General features: G+C 66.7%; 19 protein-coding genes. 8 read left to right on the top strand and 11 right to left on the bottom strand.

What is annotated here, in order from left to right:
* Window positions 1–83: 83 nt before the first annotated feature.
* The 5 genes from dctP (at window position 84) to L1787_RS10495 (ending at window position 5,529) form a co-directional block, all read left to right on the top strand.
* Window positions 84–1,172, top strand: a complete 1,089-nt coding sequence (gene dctP / locus L1787_RS10515) for a TRAP transporter substrate-binding protein DctP (RefSeq protein ID WP_235708776.1) — start codon at window positions 84–86, stop codon at window positions 1,170–1,172.
* 65 nt (window positions 1,173–1,237) lie between these two features.
* On the top strand, window positions 1,238–1,747 hold the full coding sequence (locus tag L1787_RS10510) for a TRAP transporter small permease subunit (protein ID WP_235708775.1): 510 nt from the start codon (window positions 1,238–1,240) through the stop codon (window positions 1,745–1,747).
* Window positions 1,748–1,750: 3 nt separating this feature from the next.
* The gene (locus L1787_RS10505; protein WP_235708774.1) at window positions 1,751–3,070 is read left to right on the top strand and encodes a TRAP transporter large permease; all 1,320 of its coding nucleotides are present in this window, start codon (window positions 1,751–1,753) and stop codon (window positions 3,068–3,070) included.
* A gap of 4 nt (window positions 3,071–3,074) precedes the next feature.
* Entirely contained in the window at window positions 3,075–4,481 is a 1,407-nt protein-coding gene (locus tag L1787_RS10500; protein ID WP_235708773.1) for an amidohydrolase family protein, read from the top strand.
* 481 nt (window positions 4,482–4,962) lie between these two features.
* Window positions 4,963–5,529 carry a hypothetical protein gene (locus L1787_RS10495; protein ID WP_235708772.1) on the top strand — a complete coding sequence of 189 codons (567 nt, stop codon included), beginning with the start codon at window positions 4,963–4,965 and terminating at the stop codon, window positions 5,527–5,529.
* 57 nt (window positions 5,530–5,586) lie between these two features.
* Here L1787_RS10495 and L1787_RS10490 read toward each other — a convergent pair whose 3' ends face one another.
* The 3 genes from L1787_RS10490 to L1787_RS10480 all read right to left on the bottom strand — a co-directional run bounded on the left by L1787_RS10490 (window position 5,587) and on the right by L1787_RS10480 (window position 8,116).
* On the bottom strand, window positions 5,587–6,510 hold the full coding sequence (locus tag L1787_RS10490) for a dihydrodipicolinate synthase family protein (RefSeq protein ID WP_235708771.1): 924 nt from the start codon (window positions 6,508–6,510) through the stop codon (window positions 5,587–5,589).
* 1 nt (window position 6,511) lies between these two features.
* On the bottom strand, window positions 6,512–7,219 hold the full coding sequence (locus L1787_RS10485; RefSeq protein ID WP_235708770.1) for a ribonuclease activity regulator RraA: 708 nt from the start codon (window positions 7,217–7,219) through the stop codon (window positions 6,512–6,514).
* A gap of 111 nt (window positions 7,220–7,330) precedes the next feature.
* Complete coding sequence (locus tag L1787_RS10480; RefSeq protein ID WP_235708769.1) at window positions 7,331–8,116, bottom strand: SDR family oxidoreductase; 786 nt, start codon at window positions 8,114–8,116, stop codon at window positions 7,331–7,333.
* Window positions 8,117–8,218: 102 nt separating this feature from the next.
* On the opposite strand from L1787_RS10480, the gene L1787_RS10475 reads away from it, so the two are divergent.
* A complete protein-coding gene (locus L1787_RS10475; protein ID WP_235708768.1) occupies window positions 8,219–9,097 on the top strand; it encodes a LysR substrate-binding domain-containing protein in 879 nt (292 codons plus the stop codon).
* Here L1787_RS10475 and L1787_RS10470 read toward each other — a convergent pair.
* From L1787_RS10470 to L1787_RS10455, 4 genes are all read right to left on the bottom strand, one after another.
* Window positions 9,088–9,792, bottom strand: a complete 705-nt coding sequence (locus tag L1787_RS10470) for a GntR family transcriptional regulator (protein WP_235708767.1) — start codon at window positions 9,790–9,792, stop codon at window positions 9,088–9,090. The genes L1787_RS10475 and L1787_RS10470 overlap by 10 nt on opposite strands.
* Before the next feature lie 21 nt (window positions 9,793–9,813).
* Window positions 9,814–11,346: a tripartite tricarboxylate transporter permease gene (locus L1787_RS10465; RefSeq protein WP_235708766.1), complete on the bottom strand. Its 1,533-nt coding sequence runs from the start codon at window positions 11,344–11,346 to the stop codon at window positions 9,814–9,816.
* Between the two features lie 10 nt (window positions 11,347–11,356).
* On the bottom strand, window positions 11,357–11,800 hold the full coding sequence (locus L1787_RS10460; protein ID WP_235708765.1) for a tripartite tricarboxylate transporter TctB family protein: 444 nt from the start codon (window positions 11,798–11,800) through the stop codon (window positions 11,357–11,359).
* 64 nt (window positions 11,801–11,864) lie between these two features.
* Entirely contained in the window at window positions 11,865–12,842 is a 978-nt protein-coding gene (locus L1787_RS10455) for a Bug family tripartite tricarboxylate transporter substrate binding protein (RefSeq protein ID WP_235708764.1), read from the bottom strand.
* Window positions 12,843–12,990: 148 nt separating this feature from the next.
* On the opposite strand from L1787_RS10455, the gene L1787_RS10450 reads away from it, so the two are divergent.
* The gene (locus tag L1787_RS10450) at window positions 12,991–14,718 is read left to right on the top strand and encodes an IlvD/Edd family dehydratase (RefSeq protein WP_235708763.1); all 1,728 of its coding nucleotides are present in this window, start codon (window positions 12,991–12,993) and stop codon (window positions 14,716–14,718) included.
* 19 nt (window positions 14,719–14,737) lie between these two features.
* Here the strand turns inward: L1787_RS10450 and L1787_RS10445 are convergent, their stop codons facing one another.
* The 4 genes from L1787_RS10445 to L1787_RS10430 form a co-directional block, all read right to left on the bottom strand.
* Entirely contained in the window at window positions 14,738–15,448 is a 711-nt protein-coding gene (locus L1787_RS10445) for a GntR family transcriptional regulator (RefSeq protein WP_235708762.1), read from the bottom strand.
* 185 nt (window positions 15,449–15,633) lie between these two features.
* Window positions 15,634–17,154: a tripartite tricarboxylate transporter permease gene (locus tag L1787_RS10440; protein WP_235708761.1), complete on the bottom strand. Its 1,521-nt coding sequence runs from the start codon at window positions 17,152–17,154 to the stop codon at window positions 15,634–15,636.
* Window positions 17,154–17,612, bottom strand: coding sequence for a tripartite tricarboxylate transporter TctB family protein (locus L1787_RS10435; RefSeq protein WP_235708760.1), 459 nt, complete (start codon window positions 17,610–17,612; stop codon window positions 17,154–17,156). Before L1787_RS10435 ends, L1787_RS10440 begins: the two co-directional genes overlap by 1 nt.
* A 78-nt stretch (window positions 17,613–17,690) precedes the next feature.
* Window positions 17,691–18,653 (bottom strand): tripartite tricarboxylate transporter substrate binding protein, encoded by a 963-nt coding sequence (locus L1787_RS10430; protein WP_235708759.1) that lies wholly within the window; start codon window positions 18,651–18,653, stop codon window positions 17,691–17,693.
* Window positions 18,654–19,012: 359 nt separating this feature from the next.
* On the opposite strand from L1787_RS10430, the gene L1787_RS10425 reads away from it, so the two are divergent.
* Window positions 19,013–19,951, top strand: coding sequence for an NAD(P)-dependent oxidoreductase (locus L1787_RS10425; protein ID WP_235708758.1), 939 nt, complete (start codon window positions 19,013–19,015; stop codon window positions 19,949–19,951).
* The last annotated feature ends 15 nt before the right edge of the window (window positions 19,952–19,966 follow it).

Raw genomic sequence — 19,966 nt, 5'->3', positions numbered from 1 at the left:
GGCGCGGCCGATGACGACGCGGCCGCGTCCTCGAATGAGCTGGCGGACTGACCGCTGCCATACGCCCAAAGGAGCCATCGCCGATGAACCCCATGACCCGCATCGCCCGCCGCCTGGAGACCGTCCTGTCCGGGCGACGCAGCCCGTCCGTGCGCATGGTCGCGATGGCAGCCGCCGTCTCGTTGGCCTCTGCCGCGCCCGCCGCGGCGCAGAGCTTCACCTTCGCGACCAACACCGCGCCGAACAATCTGCGCGGTGCCGCGGAGACGATGTTCATCGAGGAATTGAGCAAGGCCACCAACGGCGAGATCGAGATCATCCCCTATTGGGGTGCCGCACTGATGAGCGGCAACGAGATCCTCGGCGGTGTGCGGGACGGCGTTGCCGATCTCGGCTTCGTGAACATCAATTATTATCCGAACGAGCTGCTCATCAACTCGTCCTTCAACCTCTTCCCGAAGGGGCCGACGAAGTACGAAGACATCTACGCGGCCTTCAAGAGCGTCTACGATTCGATCCCGGAACTCGAAGAGGAGATGGCCCGGCAGGGACAGCGGATCGTCTACATTTACGGGGTCACGCCCTATGCCGGCACCTTCACCGAGCCGGTGACGAGCCTCTCCGACTTTGAAGGCCGCCGCGTGCGCGCCTCCTCGCGCTGGTATCTCAACCTCCTCGGCGGCGCCGGGGCGACGCCCGTGTCCGTGCCGTGGGGCGATCTCTACCAGGCGCTGCAGACGGGCTCGATCGACGGTGTGTTCACCAACATCGACGGCATCAACCGCGCGAGCCTCGACGAGGCGGCGCCGAACGTCCTGATTTTCGACGGTCTGTGGCTCGCCACGCCGTTCCTCATCACCATGAACGAGGACAAGTATCAGTCGCTGACCGACGAGCAGAAGGCGGCGTTCGAGACCGCGGCCACCGAGTCCTCCAAAAAGTATGCCGAGGCCTTCGACGCCGAGATCGCCCGCATCATCGAGGCGGAAAAGGCGGCTGGCTACACCGTCAATCACGCGAGCGAAGAGGACATGAACACCTTCGCGAACCTGCCGCAGGTCGAGGAAAACCGTCAGGTCTGGGCCAAAGAGGCCGCGGCCGCGGGGGTCGAGAACCCGGAATCGATCCTCGAGCGCGTCGGCGCGGTGGTGGACGAGTACGCCTCCAAGTGACCGCGAATCGGGCGGCGTTCCCGCCCGACCGCATCTGCGTCCGATAACTGGGAGGCCTCCACGCGATGCTCCTCAAGGCATTGAATTTCCTCACCGGCTTCATGGCCGAGATCTGCGGCTGGCTCTTGCTCGTGGTGATGGCGCTGCTGGTCGTCGATCTCGTCGGGCGCGGCGCCGGGACGCCGGTCTATGGCGTTCAGGAAAGCGCCATGTTCGCGATGATCGCGATCGTCTATCTCGGCCTACCCTATGCCGAGCGGGTGCGCGGCCATGTCCGTGTCGAGTTCATCGTCGAGGCGCTGCCGATGCGCCTTCGCCGCTTTTTCGAGTTTCTCGGCTATCTCGTCGCCTTTCTGACGATCGCCGTGGTGCTCTACGCGCAGAGCCAGAACATGCTGAAAGCGATGGAGACGCGGCAGGCGGTCGCCGGGCCGACGCCGCTCCTCACCTGGCCCGTGAAGGCGGTGATGACGTTCGCCCTCACGATCTACCTCATCCAGATCGCCCTTCACACCGTGGTTGCCTTTCGTGCGTTTCTCGCGCGGCCGGAGCCGGCAGTCGACGCGGAGCGCTAGACGATGGACTTCACGCTGGTCGGCATCATCGGGATCGCCGTCTTTCTCGGGTTGCTCTTCATGGGCGTCCATCTCGCGGTCGGCTTCTTCGCCGTCGCGACCGTGGGTGTCGCCGTGCTGCTCAATCCCAACGCCGCCTTCTCGCTGCTCGGCGAGACCGTCTATTCCGCGATCGCGACGCCCACCTACACGGTGCTGCCGCTCTTCGTGCTGATGGGCTCGTTCGCCGCGGCGAGCGGCTTTGCCGAGCAGGCCTATAATTCGATCCACAAAGTGGCCGCCAAGGTGCCGGGCTCGCTCGCGATCGCGACGTCTTTCGGCTCGGCCGCCTTCGCCACGATCTGCGGCTCGTCGCTCGCCACCGCTTCGGTCTTCGGGCGCATCGCCTATCCGCAGATGCGCCGCTATGGTTACGACCGCGGCTTCGCGCTCGGCTCGATCGCCTGTTCCGGTACGTTCGCCTCGATGATCCCGCCGTCCGGCATGTTCATTCTGTTCGCGATCTTCACCGAGACGTCGGTCGGCAAGCTGTTCATGGCGGGCGTCATTCCGGGCCTGTTGACGGCGACCGTGTACGCCCTCTCGATGTATCTGCGGGCGAAATACAACCCGAAGCTCGCGCCCCAATCGCCGGAGGAGCTCGCCGTCACGCCGCGCGAGCGGATCGTCGCGCTCAAGGGGCTGTGGCAGATCGCGATCCTCGGCGGCGCCGTGATCGGCGGGCTCTATGCGGGGTTCTTCACCGCGACCGAGGCGGGCGCGATCGGCGCGTTCGGCACCCTGCTGTTCGGCCTCGCGAACGGGCCGTTGCGCAAATTCCCGGTCTTCCGCCAGGCGCTGCGGGAATCGGCGAACATCACCGCCACGCTGTTCATCATCATCATCGCGGCGCTGTTCTTCTCGCGTTTCCTCGGCCTCACGCGCATCCCGTTCAACCTGTCGAACTTCCTCCAGACCTGGGACGTCAATCCGGGGATCATCCTGGCGCTGATCCTCGCGACCTGGTTCGTCCTCGGGATGTTGATCGTTCAGGCGGCGGTGTTCGCGCTCACGCTGCCGATCCTGTTCCCGATCGTCGTCAATCTCGGCTATGACCCGATCTGGTTCTGCGTGGTGGCGATGAAGATGAACGAGATCGCCGGCGTCACGCCGCCGGTCGGCCTCAACGCCTTCTCGCTCGCCGGCTCGGCGGGGGACGATGTGCGGGTGGATCACGTCTATCGCGGCGTGTTCCCTTTCATCGCGTGCGATCTCGTGGTGCTCTTGCTCCTCATCCTCTTCCCGTCGATCGCGACCTTCCTTCCCAACACGATGTTCGGCTGATTCCATGACCTACGATTTCATCTTGCGCGGCGGCCACGTGGTCGACCCCGTCAACCAGACCGACGGTGTCGCCGACGTGGCGTTCGAGGGCGGGCGGATCGTCGAGGTCGGGCCGGAGCTTTCGGCCACCGCACAGCGGGAGGAGGACGTCACGGGCCTCCACGTCCTGCCGGGGATCATCGACAGCCACGTGCACGTCTCGCCCTGGCTCGGCGGGGCGGTCGGCCATCACATGCTCGCCGCCGCCGGCGTCACGACGGCGCTCGAGATGGCGGGGCCGATCGACGGGGTGATGCGGTTCGCCGCGAGCCACGGCACCGGCCTCACCATGGCCTGTATCGACTATGTCCGCCCCGGCCACACCGTCGCCTCGGCCCATCCCTCGCGCGAAGAGCTCGTCGACGCGCTCGCCAAGGCCCGCAAGGCGGGCGCCGTGGGGCTCAAGATTCTCGGCGGCCACTTCCCGTTGACGGTCGAGGCGTCGGCAGCGGTGATCGCGCTCTGCGCGCAGGAGGGGGCGCACGTCGCCTTCCATGCCGGGACGCTCGACACGCCGCAGAATTATGACGGGATGGTCGAAGCGTGCGAGGCGGCGGCCGGCAACCCGCTGCAATTGCCGCACGTCAACTCCTATGTGCGCGGTCAGACGCGGCCGGCGATCGAGGAGGCCAAGGCGGCGGCCGATCTCCTCTGGCAGCATCCGAACATCTGGTCGGAGAGCTATCTCGCCCCCTTCAACGGCAATTCGGCGAAGTGCGCCAACGGTATTCCCGAGAGCGTGGCGACCCAGCGCAACCTCGCCCGCGGCGGCTTCGAGCCGACGATCGACGGCATGCGCGAGGCGATCTCTGCGGGTTGGTGTTTCATCCACATCCAGCGCGGCGCGGCGCACGAGCTCGTCACCGGACCGGAGGCGCTCGCCGCCTGGGAGGCCGCCGGCAGCGACATCGGCGCGAGCTTCGCGGCCAATCCGGCCGAGAGCCGGATCAATCTCGCGATCCTGAAGCGGGAAGACGGGGCCTTCGCGATCGACGGGCTCGCCACCGACGGCGGCGGCATCCCGCGCAACGATCTCTGCTCGCGCGGGCTCGCGCTCGTCCATCTCGACGCCTTGAGCCTCGCCGAGTTCGTGCAGAAGACGGCGATCGCACCGGCCGAGATGTTGGGCCTTTCGGGCCGCAAGGGCCACTTCACGGCGGGGGCGGACGCCGACATCACGGTGGTCGATCTCGATGCCCGCGCGCCGGTGATGAGCTTCGGCGGCGGCCGGCCGATCATGATGCGCGGCGAGGTCGTCGGCTCCGGCACGACGATGATCGTGAACCCCGAGGGCGTGGAGGCGGCGCATGCGCTCGGCCTGTCGACCCTCGTCGCCGAACACGGCAGCATCCGCCCGGTTCAGAAGCGCTGAACCGGCGGCCCGCGGCGATCACACGGCCGCCGCCGGCGTGAGTGGGGCACCGGGACGGGCATGCTATCGCGGCTGAATCGCGTCGCTCGCGATGGACGCATCGTCGCGTTCGTACCTTTGGCCGAGTGCCTCATTTTATCGGCGCGTGCGTCCCGAACGCCGGATAAGCCTTTGTGATCCTTTAGAAAAATTCCTCTGTTGCCCGTGCCACATGGTCAAAAAGTGCGCACGTCTTCGCCCTTGAAGTGCCCCAGCCTTGATCTAGGACTAAGGCAAACGACCGGGGGGAAGAGTACGGCCGCTCAGGCGGCCGATCCGTTGGGAGAGGGCTGCGCCGTCGGGTTCGGCTCACCGATCCAACGTCCAGCCTCGACACGGCGCAGCGAAAATCCGCGCGTCGTGCCGGGCGCCGCATCACCGGGCCGCCCGGGCTCGGCGGATGCGGAAGCTGTCGGACATCCGGGGACGAGTGAGGAACCGCATGAGAATACGGCGTTTGTCGTGGCTCTCGCCGCTGGGGTTTCTGTCTGCGCGCGCATGGCAGGTCGGGCCAGGGCGGATCGAAGGCGCGGTGTCGTGCCGCCTCCCGATCGCGCTGACGCTCGTTGCCGGGCTCGTCCTCGGTGGCTGCGCGGCGCGTGATGCCCAGCAGGCGAGTGCCGGGAAATCCGCGATCGTCGGATTGACCAAGACGCAGGTGCGCATGTGCGCCGGCCTGCCCAACAGGCGGGTGGAGGGCGACGACGAAAGCGACGAGATCTGGAGCTATGAGCGCGATATCGCCGGCGGCGCGTCGGTGACGCTGCCGACCTTGCAGACGCTGATGGTGCCGATACCGGGGCCGAGCTTCAACCAGTCGAACACGGCCTATTGCCACGCCCAGGTCCGCTTCAAGCAGAATAAGGCCGTGGAGGTGGCCTATGCCGGCGCGACGACGGTGATGGGGGCGACGGACGCGGCGTGCGCGCAGATCGTCCAGGGCTGCGTGAGCTACGAGCCGCCGAAGGACGACGCGGCGAGCCCGGCAAAGCCCAAGGTCACGAAATAGCCGCCACGGCCGGGCGGCGGGTCCTGGGCCCCGGAGGGCCCAGGACGATCGTCTCGATCAGGCCGGCGCGCGCGGGTCGAGCTTGGCGAGCCGCGCGAGAAGGCCGTCGACCTCGGCTTTCGTGACGGCCGACATTTTCGGGCCGGGCACGCGCAGGTCGGCATGCTTGATCGCGCCGCGCAGGGTCAGCACGTACTTGCGCACGGCGAGACCGATGCCGGGCTGCTGCTCGTAGCGCAGGAGCGGCAGATGCGCGTCGAAGAGGGCGTGCATACCCGCATTGTCGCCCGCGAAATGGCGTTTCACGAGGTCGACCAGCATGTCGGGGAAGGCGTAGCCGGTCATCGCGCCGTCGGCGCCGCGCTCCATCTCGAAGTCGAGGAAGAGGCCGCCATTGCCGCACAGGATGGAGATCTGGCGCATCTCGCCGGCCTTCTCCCAGCCCCGCAGGGTGGAGACCTTTTCAAGACCCGGCCAATCCTCGTGCTTCAGCATCTTGCAGGACGGGTTGTCCTCGACGATGCGGCGGATCACGCCCGGCGACATCAGCACATTGGTGACGAGCGGGTGATCCTGCAGGACGAACGGCACGTCCTCGCCGATCTGCTTCACGGCCTGCGCGAAATAGCCGACGATCTGGTCGTCCGTGCGCATCGCCGACGGCGGGGTGATCATCACGCCCGCCGCGCCGGCGGCCATCGATTCGCCCGAGAGCGCCTTCATCGCGGCAAAGCCCGGCGCGGAGACGCCGACGATCACCGGCTTGTTGAAGCGGGCGAGGACGCGCTTCACGATCGCGACGGATTCGGACGGCTCGAGCTTCGGGGCCTCGCCGAGAATGCCGAGGATCGTGAGACCGTCGACGCCGGATTCGAGGTAGAAGTCGCACATCCGGTCGACGGATTCGAAGTCCACCGCGCCGTCCGGAAGGAACGGCGTCGGAGCGATGGCGTAGACGCCTTTCGTGTCGATTCCGAACATCTTAGTTCCCCTTGGCCTTGAACGCGGCATAGCGCGCCTTGGTCTCTTCGTTCATCGGATAGAGGCCGGGCAGCACGACGCCGCGCTCCACCTCGGTCACGATCCAGGCTTCCATCTTCTCCTGCTCGACGGATTCCTCGACCACCTCGGCGAGGAGGGCCTGCGGGATGAGGACCGCGCCGTCGGAATCGGCGACGACCACGTCGTCCGGCACGATGCACACGCCGCCGCAGCCGATCGTCTCCTGCCAGCCCACGAAGGTGAGGCCCGCGACCGACGGGGGCGCCGCGGCGCCGGAGCACCAGACCGGGAGGCCGCTGTCGAGCACGCCATGAAGGTCACGCACCACGCCGTCGGTGACGAGGGCGGCGACGCCGCGCTTCTGCATGCGGGCGCACAGAATGTCGCCGAAAATGCCGGCGTCCTTGACGCCCATGGAGTCGACGACGGCGATGCAGCCTTCCGGCATCTCTTCGATCGCGGCGCGGGTCGAGATCGGCGAGCCCCAGGAGGCGGGGGTCGCGAGGTCTTCGCGCGCGGGCACGAAGCGCAGCGTGAAGGCCGGGCCGACAAGGCGCGTCTGGCCGGGCTTCAGCGGCATCGCGCCGCGAAGCCACACATTGCGCAGGCCCTTCTTGAGAAGGACCGTCGTGAGGGTGGCGGTGGTGATCGTCTTCAGCGTTTCGACGACCTTGGGGTCGAGCGTCATGGTTGCCTCACTGAGCCTCGAAATGGAGCCGGCCCGCCGGATGGCGGACCGGGAAGTCACGTCTGATCGAGACAGCATCGGGCGCGCGCCCCCGGTCGGGGCGCGAGCCGGTCAGATGCTGGGGATGTAGCCGCCGTCGATACGGATGATGCTGCCCGTGATGTAGGACGCACGCTCGGAGGCGAGGAAGGCGACGGTGTCGCCATATTCCTTGGGGTCGCCATAGCGGCCGAGCGGGATCGAGCCGGTGCTCTCGGCGACGACCTCTGCGACCGGACGGCCTTCGCGCTCGGCCTTCTTCTCGTCGAGGAAGCTGATGCGCGTCGTCGCGACGCGGCCGGGAAGGACGATGTTCGCGGTCACGCCGTCACGGCCGACTTCGGCGGCGAGCGTCTTCGACCAGCCGACGAGCGTCGAGCGGAGCGCGTTCGAGAGGCCGAGATTGGGGATCGGCGCCACGATGCCCGAGGACGTCGAGGTGATGATCCGGCCCCAGCCGCGTTCGCGCATACCGGGGAGCACGCGGTCGGTGATGGCGAACACCGAGACGACCATCGAATCGAAGAACTTGCGCCACGTGTCCGTCGACTGGCCGACGACGCCGCCCGGGGGCGGGCCGCCCGTGATGGCGACGAACACGTCGACCGGGCCGAGCTCGGCCTCGACCGCCGAGACCTTGGCGTCGACGCTGGCAACGTCGGCGAGATCCCAGGCGATGGCCATCGCCGAGCCGCCGGCGGCGCGGACGGCGTCGGCGGTTTCCTTCGCCGCGTCCTCGTTGATGTCGGCGACGGCGACCTTCGCGCCTTCCGCACCGAGCGATTTGGCGATCGCGCTGCCGAGTCCGCCGCCGGCGCCGAGCACCAGCGCGACTTTGTTCTTCAAGCCGAGATCCATGTGATCCTCCAACAATTCGGTTTGGGCCTAGCGCCAAATGAACAGCATAAAAAGTGAGTTTATGTTGGTTCACACTGAGCCAAAAGTTTATTGTGTCAGCCCATGGATACGCGATTTCTGGAGACGTTCCTCACCGTCGCCCGCCGCGGCTCGCTCGCCGACGCCGCCGTGGAGCTCGACGTGACCGCGACCGCCGTCGCCCAGCGGATCCGCACGCTGGAGGCCGAGCTCGGCGTCAAGCTGATCGTCCGCTCCGGCCGCTCGGTCCGCCCGACCGAGGCGGGCTATGCGATCCTCGAACGGGCGGCCACCGTGCTGCGGGATCTGCGCGATCTCGGCACGGCGGCGCGGGGCGGGGACATCACCGGCAAGCTGCGCGTCGGCGCGATCTCGACGGCGCAGACCGGGCTGTTCCCGCGCGTGCTCGGTCGCCTCGCGAAACGCCATCCGGGGCTCGAAGTCGGGCTCGAGCCCGGCACGTCGGCCGAGCTTTATGCCCGCACCGTCGCCGGTGAGCTCGACGTGTCGGCGATCGTGCGGCCGGGCTTCACCTTGCCGAAGACGGTGCAATTCCACCGCTGGCGGTCGGAGCCGCTCATCCTCCTCGCCCCCGGAGACGAGCCGTCACGGGACGCCGTGGCGCTCCTCACCGAGCGGCCCTTCATCCGCTATGACCGCCGCCAATGGGGCGGGCGGCTCGCGGCCGACTATCTCGAAGGGCGGGGAATCGTGCCGGCGCAGCGCTTCGAGCTCGACGCGCTCGAGGCGATCGCGGTCATGGTCCACAACGGGCTCGGCGTGTCGATCGTGCCGGAATGGGCCGGGCCATGGCCGGAGGGGCTGAGGCTGTTGCGGCTGCCGCTGCCGCCACCGGCGCCGAAGCGCGAGCTCGGCCTCGTTGCGCTGCGCAGCACGGCGGAGATGCACCTCATCCGCAAGCTCGTCGAAATCGCGCTGGAGTCGGAGGAGGCTCAGCCGTAACGGGCGCGCAGCGTGTTGATATAGTGGTCCTTCGACGGCGCGAGGTGGGCCCGGCAAAGGGCGACCAGGCGGGGCTGATCCTCCTTGCGGATCGCGTCGATCATCTCCCAATGAGCGCCGACGGCCCAATCCTGATAGGCCCGGTCGCTGACCGCGATCGAGCGATAGGCGTGGGATTTCTGCGCGAAGATGTTGATCGCCTCGGTCAGAGCGCCGTTGCCGCAATGGGCGAACAGCGCCTGGTGAAAGGCAATGTTGGTGCGGAACACGCCGCGCCTGTCGCCGGCATCGACGGCGGCGGTGTGCTGGCGCTCGATCTCTTCCAGCTCCTCGACCGCGGCCGGTGGGAGGGGAAGGTCGATATAGGAGGCGGCTTCGCTTTCGAGGAGCTCGCGGACCGCGTTGATGTCCTCGACCTCCTTCTCGGTGTAGACGCGCACGACGGCACCGCGATTGCGCGCCCGATCGACGAGGCCGAGCCGTTCGAGCTCGACGATCGCCAGCCGGACTACATGGCGCTTGGCGCCGAAGCGGGCGGCGATCGTCTCCTCGATCAACCGCTCGCGGGGGTGGAGGCGACCGAAGACGATGTCCTCTTCGAGCATCCGGGCGATATCGAGGGCGAGGTCCTCGCCATGTCGGCGAGGGGATTCCTCCGTTTCGCTCGTCGTCCGAGAGGCCATCGTCTCCGCCATCTCACATCCTTTTGAGATCCGTCATTCCGTCCCGCCGGTGGTCGGGCGGCCACCGCCGATCGACCGCTTCACCAGCCGGCCGATGCCGCCGAAGAGCGGCGTCGCCTGCAAGGCCGACAACAGCGCGATGGCGAGCAGTGTCGCAGAGATCGGGTTCTCGATGAAGATCATCCAGTTCCCTTTGCCGATCAGCAGCGACTGCTGGAGCGTCATGTCGAGGATCGGACCGAGAATGAGGCCGATCACGAGCGGGGGCGTCGGGATGCGGAACGTGTCGAACACGAGGCCGAGGACGCCGAATGCGATCATCAGACCGACATCGAACATCGAGTTGTTGATCGCGTAGGCGCCGATCACCGAGAGGACGACGATCACCGGGCCGACGACGCGGTTCGGGATCTTCGTCACCGCAACGCAGGCTCGGGTGAAGAAGATGCCGACGACGAACAGCGCCACGTTGGCGAACAGCACCGCCCACAAGAGCGTGTAGGTGACGTCGCCATAGTCGGTCATCAGCGTCGGGCCGGGCAGGATGCCGTGCACCATCAGCCCGCCGAGAAGGACGGCGGTCGAGGAGGAGCCCGGAATGCCGAGCGCGATCGTCGGGATCAGCGCGCCGCCGACGACGGCGTTGTTCGCCGCCTCGGGCGCGACGACGCCGGCCGGCGTGCCGGTACCGAAATCGGCCTTGTTCTTGGCGAAGCGCTTCGCCTCGTTATAGGCGAACCAGGACGCCGTATCGCCGCCGGTGCCGGGAATGAGGCCGGTCACGATGCCGATGACGCCGGAGCGGATGCTGTTCGGCAGCATCTGGACGAACTCGCGCCCGGTGGGCAGCATCCGGTCGCGGATCTTGGAGACCCGGTCCTCACCCTTCGCGTTGCCCTCCACGATGAGGCGGACGGCCTGCGGGATCGAGAAGAGGCCGATCAGCGCGACGGTGAAGTTGATGCCGGAAAAGAGGTCGAGCACGCCGAAGGTGAAGCGCGGCGTTCCGGTGGTCGGATCCATGCCCACGGTGGCGAGCAGAAGGCCGAGCGCGCCGGAGAACAGGCCGAGAATGGTCGATCCCTGGGACAGCGTGCCGATGATCGTGATGCCGAGAACGGCCACCGCGAAGATCTCGACCGGTCCGAAATTGAGGACGACCTTGCCGAGAAGCGGCGCCACGGTCAGGAGCGCGATCGAGGAGAGGATGCCGCCGATCAGCGAGGCCGTCAGCGAGAGGCCGAGCGCCTTGCCCGCCTGACCCTTGCGGGCCATCGGATGCCCGTCGATCACCGTCGCCGCGGCGGCCGGTGTCCCCGGCGTGCGCAACAGGATCGCGGCGATCGAGCCGCCATACATCGCGGCGAGATAGAGCGAGGCGAGCATCGCGAGCCCCGTCTCCGGCCGGAAGGAATATGTGAGCGGCAGAAGAAGTGCGATCGCCATCGTGGCCGAAAGGCCGGGCATCGCGCCGACGAACATGCCGATCAGCGCGCCGGCGAAGATCGCCGCGATGTTGATCGGGTCGACGACGTTGGCAAGACCCACCCAGAAGAAGGATTCCATGCAGCAGACCTCAGAACGCCGGATACAAGGGGATGTTGAGACTCAGGAACCAGACGAACACGCCATAGACGGCCGCCGTCACCGCGGCGATCGACAAGACGGCGGGAACGAGTCCGATCGGCCGCAGCACGAGGAGCGGAACGGCGAGGAACACCGGCGTCGCGATCAGATAGCCGACCACGCTGATCGACCAGGCATAGACCATCACGAGGGCGAGAAAACCGCCGCCGAGGCCGATCGCGCGCCAGTCCGGGCCGTCGAACGTCAAGGTGCCGTCGGCGCTGGCGCGGCGCCATTGGAGCGCCTGCTGCACGATCGCGAGGACGGCCAGAATGAGAACGACCCAACCGAGAAGATTGGGAAGCTGGCGGGCGGTTGGCGGATAGCCGGCGGCCTCGTTCCACATGAAGAGGACCAGGCCGATACCGGCCAAGGCGACGATGATGCGTCCCATCGCTTCAATCTCCGAACAAAAAAATGGACGGAGGTCGCCCTCCGTCCAACACGATTAAAGGAGATTACTGCTTCTGGACTTCGTCTTTGATCTCAGCCCAGATCTCCTGATACTGGCCTTCCTGCTTCTTCAGCATGGCCGCATAGTCCTCGCCCGAGATGAAATCGATGTTCATCGCGCGCTCGGCGGCGATCTTCTGGAACTCCGGATTCTCGACCACGCGCTGCATCGCGGCGATCAACTCCTGGCGCGCCTCGTCCGGGAAGCCGGCCGGGCCGCTATAACCGCGCGAGGAACCCGCGACGAGATCGTAACCGAGCTCTTTCGCCGTCGGCACGTCCGGCAGGTCCGGAAGACGCTCTTCGGAGAAGACGGCGAGCGCCTTGAGGTTGCCCTCTTTGATCTGCGGGAAGGAGACGCCGACATTGGTGAAGCTCGCGTCGATCTTGCCGCCCATGGCCGCCGTCCACGACGGGCCGTCGCCCTGGAACGGCACCTTCTGGAGCTGCACGCCGGATTCACGTTCGAATTGGAGCGACGTGAAATAGTCGTCGCCGCCGACGCCGGAATTGCCGACGGTCACGGTGCCGGGGTTTTCCTTCGCGGCGTTCACGAAGTCCTCGAACGTGTTGAACGGGCTGTCGGCCGCGACGACCGCGATGCCCGGATCGGTCACGATGTTGGCGATCGGGGTGATCTCGTCGATCGTGTAGGTGATCGAAGGATTCATGATGTAGTTGGTCGTCAGCATCGGGGTGTTGGTGATGCTGATCGTGCCGCCGTCGGGCTTGGTCTGCTTGGCAAGCCGCGTCCAGGCGATCGCGCCGGTGGCGCCCGGAATGTATTCATTGACGAAGTTCACGCCGAGCTCTTCGGCGAGGAAGGGCTGCACGAGCTGGGCAAGGGCGTCCGAGCCGCCGCCGGCCTTGAAGCCCTGCATCACCTTGACTTCGTTGGTCGGGTAGTCCTGCGCCATCGCGGGCGTCAGGGCCGTCGTGCCGAGGGCCGCCGTTAGGGCGAGCGCGATAATCGTTGATTTCATTCGATCCTCCCACTGATCCATCCGCAGCGCCGAAGCGACCACGTTTGAAGGGGGGACGAAACACTGCAGATTGGAATCTGTCAAACATATTGTTGACAATCGCGCGCGCCTCGCGGTTCATGCCGGAGCTAGCCAAGGCGGGGATTTCATGGCCAAAGACAAAGACCGTGGGTTGAATAAGGGGCTGACGAGTTACGGCGATTCCGCCTTCTCACTGTTCCTTCGAAAAGCCTTTATCAAAGGGATGGGTTACTCGGACGACGCGCTCGATCGCCCGATCGTCGGCATCGTCGACACCTTCTCGGCCTACAACGCGTGCCATGCGAACGTTCCGGATCTCGTCGAAGCGGTGAAGCGTGGCGTGATGCTCGCCGGCGCGCTGCCGGTTCCGTTTCCGACGATCTCGATTCACGAAAGCTTCGCGTATCCGACGTCGATGTTCACCCGGAACCTCATGTCCATGGACACCGAGGAAATGATCCGGGCGCAACCCATGGATGCAGTCGTGCTCATCGGTGGGTGCGACAAGACCGTCCCGGCGCAATTGATGGGCGCGGCCAGCGCCAATGTCCCGGCGATCCAGCTCGTGACCGGGCCGATGATGACCGGCAGCCATCGCGGCGAGCGGGTCGGCGCCTGCACCGACTGCCGTCGTTTCTGGGGCCGTTACCGGGCCGGCGAGATCGACGATCAAGAGATCGCCGACGTCAACAATCAGCTCGTCCCCGGCGCCGGCACCTGCGGCGTCATGGGCACGGCGTCGACGATGGCGCTCGTGACCGAAGCGCTCGGCATGATGGCGCCGGGCGGGGCGACGCCCCCCGCGGTCTCTGCCGATCGCCGCCGCATCGCCGAGACGACGGGCGCGCTCGCGGTGAACATGGCCGCGCAGGACCTCACCCCCGACAAGATCATGACGCAGAAGGCGTTCGAGAACGCGCTCACGGTCCTGCTCGCGACGGGTGGCTCGACCAACGGCATCGTCCACCTCGCCGCGATTGCGGGTCGCGCAGGCTTCGAGCTTGACCTCGATGCGTTCGACAAGCTCGGCCGTGACGTGCCGGTTCTCGTCGACCTCAAGCCGTCCGGCCAGAATTATATGGAAGACCTCCACCGTGCCGGCGGGCTTCCGACCATCCTGCGCGAGCTGAAGGACCATCTGCATCTCGACTGCCTGACCGTCACCGGCCGCACGCTCGGCGAGAATATCGAGGCGGCGCCCGGAGGGTGGGAGCAATCGATCGTCTCCCCGATCGGCAAGCCGCTCTTCCCGGAAGGCGGCATGGCGGTGCTGCGCGGCAATCTCGCCCCCGGCGGCGCGATCGTGAAGCAATCGGCCGCGAGCCCGCACCTCATGACGCATCGGGGGCGCGCCATCGTGTTCTCCTCGATCGCCGACATGGGCGCGCGGGTCGACGATCCGGATCTCGACGTGACGGAAGACGATATCCTCGTCCTCCAGAATGCCGGTCCGAAGGGGGCGCCGGGGATGCCGGAAGCCGGCTATATGCCGATCCCGAAGAAGATCGCCGCCAAGGGCATCAAGGACATGGTCCGCATCTCCGACGCGCGCATGAGCGGCACGGCATCGGGCACGATCGTCCTGCACGTGACGCCGGAATCGGCGGAGGGCGGGCCACTCGCGCTGGTGCGCACCGGCGACATGATCAGCCTCGACGTGCCGAACCGCTCTCTGACCCTCGAGGTGTCCGACGCGGAGCTCGCCGAGCGCAAGAAGGCGTTCACCCCGCCCGTCCACGAGGGATCGGACCGCGGCTACAAGAAGCTCTACATGGATACCGTGACGCAGGCCGACACCGGCTGCGATTTCGACTTCTTGATTCCCGAGAAGCCGGCGCGCGTTCCCGGCGCGTAAGACCGATCGACGAGGCGGCCTACTCGGCCGTCTCGTCCGGCATCTCGTCGGGGATGAGGCCCACGGGCGGTGGGCGCAATGAGCCGTCCTTCAACGTTCCGGCACGACGAAAGCGCACGATCGCGGCGGTGAGGTGGCATTTGATCGCCGCCGTCGCCCACTCGCCGTTGCGCGCGCGGAGCGCCGAGATGATCTCGCCGTGCTGGCGGATGCTCTCTTCCATGTCCTCGTCGGTGTAGATGTAGAAGCCGCCGATCACGAGCGGATAGTCGAGCAGGCTCGACCCGAAGGTGCGCAGATGCGCGCTGCCGCAGGTCTGAAACATCGTCAGATGAAATTCGTAATTCGCCTTGTGGATGATCGCGAGGCGGCTCTCGTCCTGCAGCCGGACGGCGTCGGCCATGCGCTGATTGAGCATCTCCATGTGGTCGAACGTCTCGTCCGAGGCGTTGCGGGCCGCGAGGGCGGCGCCGTAGCCCTCGAGGAGGATCCGCAGATTGAAGATGTCCTCGGCGTCATCGATGCGCCAGGGCGTCACGATCGCGCCGCGCTTGGCTGCGGGTTCGAGTAGACCTTCGCTGATCAGCCGCTGGATGGCGGAGCGCACCGGCGTCCGGCTGACGCCGAGATCGGCGGCGACCGCCTCTTCCTTCAGTTGGGCGCCGGGATTGTAGAAGCCCGACATGAGACGCCGCCGCAGGACGATATGAACCTTTTCACTGACGTTCATGATGCCTCGTCTCTCAGTCCCTAGGGTGTTGTCGGCGTGAGCCTCGTCGGCTCGCGGTCCGTGCCATCTGGCGTGGCCTTGGTGAGCACGCGGCGGCGCTCAAAAAAGGGCACGAACGGTGTCCCGCTCGTGCCCCGATGATGAGCCGACGTGCCCGTCGCGCAACCGCTTCGGGCGCGTTGCCCTCAGGCTTCGGCTGCGGCGTCTTCGCCCGTCGGTTTGCGGCGAGCACGGATGCTGCGCCAGACCGGGGTGAGGAGCGTCACCACGATCAACGTGATCAGCACCCAGGAGATCGGGCTCGCGACGAGATAGGTCGGATCGCCGCGCGAGATGAGGAAGGCGCGGCGAAGCGACTCCTCCGCCATCGGTCCGAGGATCACCGCGAGCACGGCCGGCGCGGTCGGCACCGAAAGGCGCTCCATGACGAAGCCCAGAAGGCCGAAGCCCAGCATCATCCACACCTCGAACATCGAGTTGTGGACCGCGTAGACGCCGACGGTCGTGAGCGCGAGGATCATCGGGCCGAGCAGGCGCGGCGGCAGGCGCAGCACGTTGATGAAGGCGCGCGCGCCGATCTTGCCGACAACGTACATCAGGCCCGCGGTGACGAGCATCGTCAGCATGAAGCCGTAGACGGTCTGCGCGTTGTCGCGGAAGAGCTCCGGTCCGGGGCGCAGCCCGTGCACCAGGAGCGCGCCGAGAATGACTGCGGCCACTGCGTTGCCCGGCACACCGAGCGTGAGGGCGGGGATCAGCGTCGCGCCCGTATCGGCGTTGTTGGCGCATTCCGGCGCGGCGAGTCCCTCCGGCATCCCCTTGCCGTAATTCGGCTTGTCCTTCTCGGGGGTCGCGCGGCGCTGCTCGTTCCAGGCGAGGATCGCGGCGATGTTGCCGCCCAGTGCCGGAATGAGGCCGACGACGAGGCCGATAAAGGACGAGCGGATCCAGACCGGGATCAGCGAACGCCAGCGGAAGGATTCCCGCTTGCCGCCGATCGACAGCTCGTCCTTCGCGACCGCGTTGCCGCCGAGCATCAGGTCGAGCGCCGGCGGGATCGCGTAAAGTCCGGTGAGGAGGACGATGATGTCGACACCTGAAAGGAGGTCGAGCGTGCCGAAGGTGAAGCGCTCCGTCCCCGTCAGCGTGTCGATCCCGGCCATACCGATGGCGAGGCCGAGACAGGCGGAGAGGAAGCCTTTCGCTGGATTGTCGGCGAGGAGGACGGAGATCGTCGTCAGGCCGAAAAGGGCGAGCCAGAAATAGTCAGCCGGGCTGAACTTCAGCGCGATCGCCGCGAGCGGCGGGGCGAGGAAGAGGAGTGCGATGGCGCTGACCGCCGAGCCGAGCGAGGACGACACCAGCGAGATGTCGAGGGCGAGCCGGGCGCGGCCTTGCTTGGCCATCTCGTGGCCGTCGAAGACGGTGGCGATACCGGCCGGCGTGCCTGGAATGCGCAGCAGGATCGCGGGGATCGAGCCGCCATACATCGCGCCATTATAGATGCCGGCGATCATGCCGAGCGCGACCAGCGGCGACATCGAGAAGGTCAGCGGGATGAGGACGGCGATGCCCATCGTGGCGGAGAGGCCGGGCAGGGCGCCGACCGCGATGCCGACGGCGGTGCCGACGATCATCGCAATGATGACGCTCGGGTCGAGAAGCTGCGGGGCAGCGGAGAGAATCGGGCCGAAAAGGTCCATCATCAGGCTCCCAACAGGTTGAGGATCGCCTCAGGCGGCAACGGAACGGACAGGAGGAGCCGGAAGACGGCGTAAAGAACGGCGCAGAAGCCGATCGTCGCGAGGACGGTGACGACGAAATTGCGATAGCCGATCGCGGTCGACAGCACCGGAACCATGATGATGGTCGAGGTGAAGTAGCCGATATGGGCGATGCCATAGACGTAGGCGACGGCCGCGGCGACGATGATGATGAAGCGACCGACGAGCGCGGCCGGAAACTGCATCGTGCCGCCGGCGCCGCGCGCGAGGGCGAATGCGGATTGACCGGCCCAGACGAGGCCGAGGACGGCGGCGATCCCCGTCACCGCGAGCGGCATATAAGACGACGCTCCGCGATATCCCGAGGCCTCGACGATGCCGGCGACGGCGACCGCCGTGGCGACGAGCGCCGCAACGAGTTCGATGACGCTTCTCGGCATCGAAATCTCCCTAAGCAATGAACTTTTTCGCGTTGAGACGAAAAGGGGCCGGATCCGATCCGGCCCCCTTCGCGGGTCTTATTCCTGGACCCAGGGCTCTTCGTCCCAGAGCGTGTGGAGCGTCGCGTCGAGCTGCTCGAGGTGAGCGCGGAACGCCTCGCTGTCGAGATAGGACAGAGCGAGGTCCTGCTTCTTGGCGGCTTCCTGGAACTCAGGGTTCTGCACGGCGCGGCCGATCGCTTCGGACAGCGTCGTGAGGATTTCTTCCGGCGTGCCGGCCGGCGCGGCGATGCCACGGTCGGAACCCATGATCACGTCGAAACCCTGCTCCTGGAAGGTCGGCACGTCCGGCGCGCCGTCCCAACGCTTTTCGGCCATCTGGCCGAGCAGCACGAGCGTGCCCTCTTCGGCGTCGGGAACCGTCTCGGAGACGTTCATCGAGGCCATCATGATGTGACCGCCGAGGACCGCCGCGCGCACGTCGACGTTACCGGAGAAGGGGATGTGCTCGAACTTCACGCCGGTGAGACGCTCGAAGCGGAGCGCGGCGAGATGGTCATCCGAGCCGATGCCGGTGGTCCCGTACGTCACCGCGCCGGGGTTCTCCTTCGCGAAGGCGACGAGCTCCTCGAGGTTGGTGATGCCGGAATCGGGGCGAACGCTGAACGCGCCCGGATCGTAGATGATGTCGGCGACCGGGGCGAAGCTGTCGAGCGAATAGCGCGCGTTGCGGGCGATCGGGATCGACAGAAGGTTCGGGGTGTTGATGAAGCCGATCGTGTAGCCGTCCGGCTTGGCTTGGCTGAGCGCGGTGAAGCCGATTTCACCACCGGCGCCGGGCCGGTTGAGGACGGTGATGGTCGCGCCGCCGAGCTCTTCCTCGATGTAGGGGACGAGGGTGCGGGCCGCGATGTCCGTGCCGCCACCTGCGGTGTAGGCGACGATCATCGTGATCGGGCGCTCGGGATAGTCCGCGAATGCGGGCGTCGTTCCGATCGATGTCGCCAAGAGGGCGCCGGCGATCGCCAGAGTCTTCTTCATAGATCCTCCCATTCGAAAGCGTATCCGCACCGGCACACCCGCCGATTTTGGACACGGTTGATCTATAGGAACCGAGCCGTTCGGGTAAAGGGGGTAATGCCCGCTTCCTGATGGGTCGGTCTAAAAGTATGAATTAATTGGCGAATTTGGATATATGCCGCTCATCCGGCACGACCCTGTGAGGTGAGGGCAATTGCAGCTCTCGCCTTTTTTGTATTTTTTATGTACTGCCCAGGCGACGCTCGAGGTGCGGCGGATCCGGTCGGCGACGGTCGGCAAACGCTCCCTCGGCATCGCCGTCGCAATCTCGGCATCCCCGTCTTCGGGAGTGTCGCAACCGCCTAGGCCGGACGAATTCGATGACCCAAACCCGCCGCCCCGTCGTGTGTGTGCTCGACGAGATCCACCCCGCCGTCTACGACTACCTCGCCGAACGGGCCGACCTTCGGCGCCCCAAGGACGCGGCGAACTGGCGGGAAGAGGCCGACGGTCTCATCGTGCGCGGCACCCGCATCAGCGCTGACGATCTGAAGGCGGCCAAGCGGCTCAAGGTGGTCGGCAAACACGGCGCCGGCGTCGACAATATCGACGCGGACGCCGCCGCTGCGCTCGGGATCGAGGTGCGCCACACGCCGGGCGTCAACGCACCGTCCGTCGCCGATCTCGCGATCGGCATGGCGCTCGCCCTGCTGCGCGGGCTCGAGCGGCAGACGACCGCGCTGCGGAACGGGATCCTCCTGCCGCCGGCCGAGCGGACCGGATTCGAGCTCGCCGAGCTCACCGCCGGAATCGTCGGCCTCGGCAATGTCGGCCGCGCGACGGCGCAGCGGCTCGTCGGCGGTTTCGGCTCCACCGTCGTCGGCTATGACCCCTATCTCGCGCCCGACGCCTGGCCGCAGCGTGTCCGCCCGGTGGCGACGATCGACGAGCTGATCGCCGAATCGGGCATCATTTTCCTGCACATGCCGCTCACCGACGAGACGCGCAACATGTTCGATCGCGAGGCGATCGCGCGGATGAACGAGGGCTCGTTCCTCGTCAATCTCGCCCGTGGCGGCACGGTCGACGAGGCGGCGCTCGCCGAGGCGCTCGTCTCCGGCCATCTGCGCGGCGCGGCGTCGGACGTGTTCGTCAGCGAGCCGAAATATGAAAGCCCGCTCTTGTCGATCGACGGCTTCATCGCCACGCCGCATATGGGCGCGCAGACCGAGGCGAGCCTGCGCCGCGTCGGCACCGCGATCGCCGACAAGGTGCTTGCGTGTCTCGCCGAGCCGGCGCCCGCCGGCGTCGTCGCCTAAATCTTCGATTTCCCG

The organism is Acuticoccus kalidii (assembly GCF_021556395.1).
Lineage (GTDB): Bacteria > Pseudomonadota > Alphaproteobacteria > Rhizobiales > Amorphaceae > Acuticoccus > Acuticoccus kalidii.
This window is presented reverse-complemented; position numbering and strand designations above follow the sequence as displayed.